We start from the raw sequence: 5,707 nt of genomic DNA, 5'->3' as shown, positions 1-5,707 counted from the left end.
GCTCGATGATCCCGCACAGTGGGTGTAATTGGTGTTGGCTGGCTGCTGACGGGGCAGCCAGATTTTGTATTGAACGACACTTGGAACGCTATATCACCAGGTCATAACCATCAGTGTTATAGGATCAAGCCTCACGAGCAATTAGTATCGGTTAGCTTAACGCATTACTGCGCTTCCACACCCGACCTATCAACGTCCTGGTCTCGAACGACTCTTTAGGGGGATCAAGTCCCCGGGATACCTAATCTTCAGACGAGTTTCCCGCTTAGATGCCTTCAGCGGTTATCTCTTCCGTACTTAGCTACCCGGCAATGCCATTGGCATGACAACCGGTACACCAGAGGTACGTCCACTCCGGTCCTCTCGTACTAGGAGCAGGCTCCGTCAAGTATCCAACGCCCACGGCAGATAGGGACCAAACTGTCTCACGACGTTTTAAACCCAGCTCACGTACCTCTTTAAATGGCGAACAGCCATACCCTTGGGACCGGCTACAGCCCCAGGATGAGATGAGCCGACATCGAGGTGCCAAACACCGCCGTCGATATGAACTCTTGGGCGGTATCAGCCTGTTATCCCCAGAGTACCTTTTATCCGTTGAGCGATGGCCCTTCCATTCAGAACCACCGGATCACTATGTCCTGCTTTCGCACCTGTTCGACTTGTCAGTCTCACAGTCAAGCACGCTTATGCCATTGCACTATCAGCACGATTTCCGACCGTACCTAGCGTACCTTCGAACTCCTCCGTTACACTTTGGGAGGAGACCGCCCCAGTCAAACTGCCCACCATGCACTGTCCCCGATCCGGATAACGGACCAAGGTTAGAACCGCAAACAAACCAGGGTGGTATTTCAAGGATGGCTCCACGTGATCTAGCGACCACGCTTCAAAGCCTCCCACCTATCCTACACAGGCCGGTTCACAGATCAATGCAAAGCTACAGTAAAGGTTCATGGGGTCTTTCCGTCTAGCCGCGGGTAGATTGCATCATCACAAACACTTCAACTTCGCTGAGTCTCAGGAGGAGACAGTGTGGCCATCGTTACGCCATTCGTGCAGGTCGGAACTTACCCGACAAGGAATTTCGCTACCTTAGGACCGTTATAGTTACGGCCGCCGTTTACCGGGGCTTCGATCAAGAGCTTGCACCCCATCACTTAACCTTCCGGCACCGGGCAGGCGTCACACCCTATACGTCGACTTTCGTCTTTGCAGAGTGCTGTGTTTTTAATAAACAGTCGCAGCCACCGATTCTCTGCGACCCCATCATGCTAGGCGCGCAGGCGCTTCACACTACCGGGGTATACCTTCTCCCGAAGTTACGGTATCAATTTGCCGAGTTCCTTCTCCTGAGTTCTCTCAAGCGCCTTGGAATATTCATCCCGTCCACCTGTGTCGGTTTGCGGTACGGTCTCGTACAGCTGAAGCTTAGAGGCTTTTCTTGGAACCACTTCCAATCACTTCGCAAGCTATGCTCGCTCGTGCCGTACCCTTGATTTACGCGCCCGGATTTGCCTAAGCGCCATCTTCGATACGTCAACAGGGACATCCAACACCCTGATGATCTTCCGCGATCCGTCCCCCCATCGCACTGTACGACGGTGCTGGAATATTAACCAGCTTCCCATCAGCTACGCATCTCTGCCTCGCCTTAGGGGCCGACTCACCCTGCGCCGATGAACGTTGCGCAGGAAACCTTGGACTTACGGCGAGGGGGCTTTTCACCCCCTTTATCGCTACTCATGTCAGCATTCGCACTTCTGATACCTCCAGCAGCCTTTACAAGCCACCTTCGCAGGCTTACAGAACGCTCTCCTACCGCGTGCACAAAGTGCACACCCGCAGCTTCGGTTTATCGCTTAGCCCCGTTACATCTTCCGCGCAGGACGACTCGATCAGTGAGCTATTACGCTTTCTTTAAAGGATGGCTGCTTCTAAGCCAACCTCCTGACTGTCTATGCCTTCCCACTTCGTTTCCCACTTAGCGATAATTTGGGACCTTAGCTGGCGGTCTGGGTTGTTTCCCTCTTGAGTCCGGACGTTAGCACCCGGTGCTCTGTCTCCCAAGCTGTACTTGCGGGTATTCGGAGTTTGCCATAGTTTGGTAAGTCGCCATGACCCCCTAGCTATAACAGTGCTCTACCCCCCGCAGTAATACTTGAGGCACTACCTAAATAGTTTTCGGAGAGAACCAGCTATTTCCAGATTTGTTTAGCCTTTCACCCCTATCCACAGCTCATCCCCTAATTTTTCAACATTAGTGGGTTCGGTCCTCCAGCACGTGTTACCGTGCCTTCAACCTGGCCATGGATAGATCATCTGGTTTCGGGTCTACACCCAGCGACTGAATCGCCCTATTCGGACTCGCTTTCGCTACGGCTTCCCTATTCGGTTAACCTTGCCACTGAATGTAAGTCGCTGACCCATTATACAAAAGGTACGCAGTCACCCCACAAGGAGGCTCCTACTGTTTGTATGCATACGGTTTCAGGATCTATTTCACTCCCCTTCCGGGGTTCTTTTCGCCTTTCCCTCACGGTACTGGTTCACTATCGGTCGATCACGAGTATTTAGCCTTGGAGGATGGTCCCCCCATCTTCAAACAGGATTTCACGTGTCCCGCCCTACTTTTCTCACGCTTAGTTCCACACACAAAATTTCGTCTACAGGGCTATCACCTGCTACGGCCGGACTTTCCATTCCGTTCGACTATCTTGCATGCTAAAACGTGAAGGCTCTTCCGATTTCGCTCGCCACTACTTTCGGAATCTCGGTTGATTTCTTTTCCTCGAGCTACTGAGATGTTTCAGTTCACCCGGTTCGCTTCCACTGACCTATGTATTCAGTCAGGGATACTCCTTACGGAGTGGGTTTCCCCATTCGGATATCTGCGGATCAAAGCTTGTTTGCCAGCTCCCCGCAGCTTTTCGCAGGCTACTACGTCCTTCATCGCCTGTGATCGCCAAGGCATCCACCATATGCACTTAGTCGCTTGATCCTATAACGCTGTAGGCTATAGGACCTGAGTATTAGCGTTTGTGCCGTTCATAAGTTTCAAAGCAGTCTGAGGTTATTCACCCCAGTCTTGAGAACTTGGAACAAAATTAATGCAATCACAACCCGTACCCATCTTCATCAGCAAGCTGATTACTTGATGAGCACATTTCGTTGTGCTTCTTCCAGATTGTTAAAGAACGAATATAGCTGTTGAGTAAAACCCAACTCATAAGACCGTGAAGATCATTATTCTTCACGACGCTATGAGTTAGCCTCTACATCCCACCAGGCACAGGTCTTGGTGGAGGTGAACGGGATCGAACCGATGACATCCTGCTTGCAAAGCAGGCGCTCTCCCAGCTGAGCTACACCCCCATATCCACGGCATCTCTACCTGCGAATACTTGGTGGGTCTGGTTGGATTCGAACCAACGACCCCCGCCTTATCAAGACGGTGCTCTAACCGACTGAGCTACAGACCCAAAACCTTCCCGGATCAGTAGTCAGAAGTCATGGACACAGGGAGGAGTCCCTCTACCCAAGCCCACAACCGATCCCAGCTATATCAAACAACCGATAAGAGTGGACGCTTAACACGAGCACTAAGCTCTGAAAGGAGGTGATCCAGCCGCACCTTCCGATACGGCTACCTTGTTACGACTTCACCCCAGTCATGAATCCTACCGTGGTAATCGCCCCCCTTGCGGTTAGGCTAACTACTTCTGGTAAAACCCACTCCCATGGTGTGACGGGCGGTGTGTACAAGACCCGGGAACGTATTCACCGCGACATGCTGATCCGCGATTACTAGCGATTCCGACTTCACGCAGTCGAGTTGCAGACTGCGATCCGGACTACGATCGGGTTTCTGGGATTGGCTCCCCCTCGCGGGTTGGCGACCCTCTGTCCCGACCATTGTATGACGTGTGAAGCCCTACCCATAAGGGCCATGAGGACTTGACGTCATCCCCACCTTCCTCCGGTTTGTCACCGGCAGTCTCATTAGAGTGCCCTTTCGTAGCAACTAATGACAAGGGTTGCGCTCGTTGCGGGACTTAACCCAACATCTCACGACACGAGCTGACGACAGCCATGCAGCACCTGTGTTCCGGTTCTCTTGCGAGCACTGCCAAATCTCTTCGGCATTCCAGACATGTCAAGGGTAGGTAAGGTTTTTCGCGTTGCATCGAATTAATCCACATCATCCACCGCTTGTGCGGGTCCCCGTCAATTCCTTTGAGTTTTAATCTTGCGACCGTACTCCCCAGGCGGTCAACTTCACGCGTTAGCTGCGCTACCAAGGTCCGAAGACCCCAACAGCTAGTTGACATCGTTTAGGGCGTGGACTACCAGGGTATCTAATCCTGTTTGCTCCCCACGCTTTCGTGCATGAGCGTCAGTGTTATCCCAGGAGGCTGCCTTCGCCATCGGTGTTCCTCCGCATATCTACGCATTTCACTGCTACACGCGGAATTCCACCTCCCTCTGACACACTCTAGCCCGGTAGTTAAAAATGCAGTTCCAAAGTTAAGCTCTGGGATTTCACATCTTTCTTTCCGAACCGCCTGCGCACGCTTTACGCCCAGTAATTCCGATTAACGCTTGCACCCTACGTATTACCGCGGCTGCTGGCACGTAGTTAGCCGGTGCTTATTCTGCAGGTACCGTCAGTTTCGCGGGGTATTAACCCACGACGTTTCTTTCCTGCCAAAAGTGCTTTACAACCCGAAGGCCTTCATCGCACACGCGGGATGGCTGGATCAGGGTTTCCCCCATTGTCCAAAATTCCCCACTGCTGCCTCCCGTAGGAGTCTGGGCCGTGTCTCAGTCCCAGTGTGGCTGGTCGTCCTCTCAAACCAGCTACGGATCGTCGCCTTGGTGAGCCGTTACCCCACCAACTAGCTAATCCGATATCGGCCGCTCCAATAGTGCAAGGTCTTGCGATCCCCTGCTTTCCCCCGTAGGGCGTATGCGGTATTAGCTACGCTTTCGCGTAGTTATCCCCCGCTACTGGGCACGTTCCGATACATTACTCACCCGTTCGCCACTCGCCACCAGACCGAAGTCCGTGCTGCCGTTCGACTTGCATGTGTAAGGCATCCCGCTAGCGTTCAATCTGAGCCAGGATCAAACTCTTCAGTTTAATCTCTGTATTTGTTTCGTATTTCTTAGTTCCGAAGAACCGAGTCATACGTCGCTACTCAAAGGAAGTGAGGTATGTGCTTAGACTTGACATCTAAGGTACTTCACTTCTAGTGAGCACTTGATTTCATTGTGCTTGTGAAAGAATCAGGGTTTTAAACCCAACCCAGTCACTGTGCACTCGCATCAAGCGCCCACACTTATCGGTTGTTTAATTGTTAAAGAGCGGTACTGCTAAATTCTGTACTACCAAACTACTTACTGCATCTTCTGCTTTCCTCGGCGATTTCGCTTTCGCGTCGATCGCTGTGTCAGCAGCAGAGAAACGAGATTATGAAGAAGTTTTTATCGTTTGTCAAGTCAGCGTCGTTTGCTTCACTTCGCTTTCTTGCCTACAACCCCTTCAGGTCTCACCAGGCTCGCGCCCGGCTTCTCTCTTTAGCAGCTATCGAAATATCAGGGTTAACCCTAAGTTTTCGGTAACTGCCAAGCCTGAAACTATAACACAACTTTTGCAGATTATGCAACTGGCTTTTGCCTGATTTGCACCCTATCTTGCAACCCC

General features: G+C 51.8%; 2 tRNA genes and 2 rRNA genes. All 4 read right to left on the bottom strand.

Annotated features, from left to right (window positions below):
* Window positions 1–120: 120 nt before the first annotated feature.
* A 23S ribosomal RNA gene (locus AC6LKG_RS26240) occupies window positions 121–3,001 on the bottom strand.
* 298 nt (window positions 3,002–3,299) lie between these two features.
* Window positions 3,300–3,375, bottom strand: a tRNA-Ala gene (locus AC6LKG_RS26235).
* A gap of 30 nt (window positions 3,376–3,405) precedes the next feature.
* Window positions 3,406–3,482 (bottom strand) — tRNA-Ile (locus tag AC6LKG_RS26230).
* 130 nt (window positions 3,483–3,612) lie between these two features.
* Window positions 3,613–5,143 (bottom strand): 16S ribosomal RNA (locus AC6LKG_RS26225).
* The 16S and 23S rRNA genes sit together here with 2 tRNA genes alongside, the layout of an rRNA operon.
* Window positions 5,144–5,707: the final 564 nt, after the last annotated feature.

The sequence above is a fragment of the Achromobacter sp. 46006 genome, from assembly GCF_059761975.1.
Note: the sequence above shows the minus strand (reverse complement) of the source record. Positions and strands in the feature narration are given on the sequence as shown.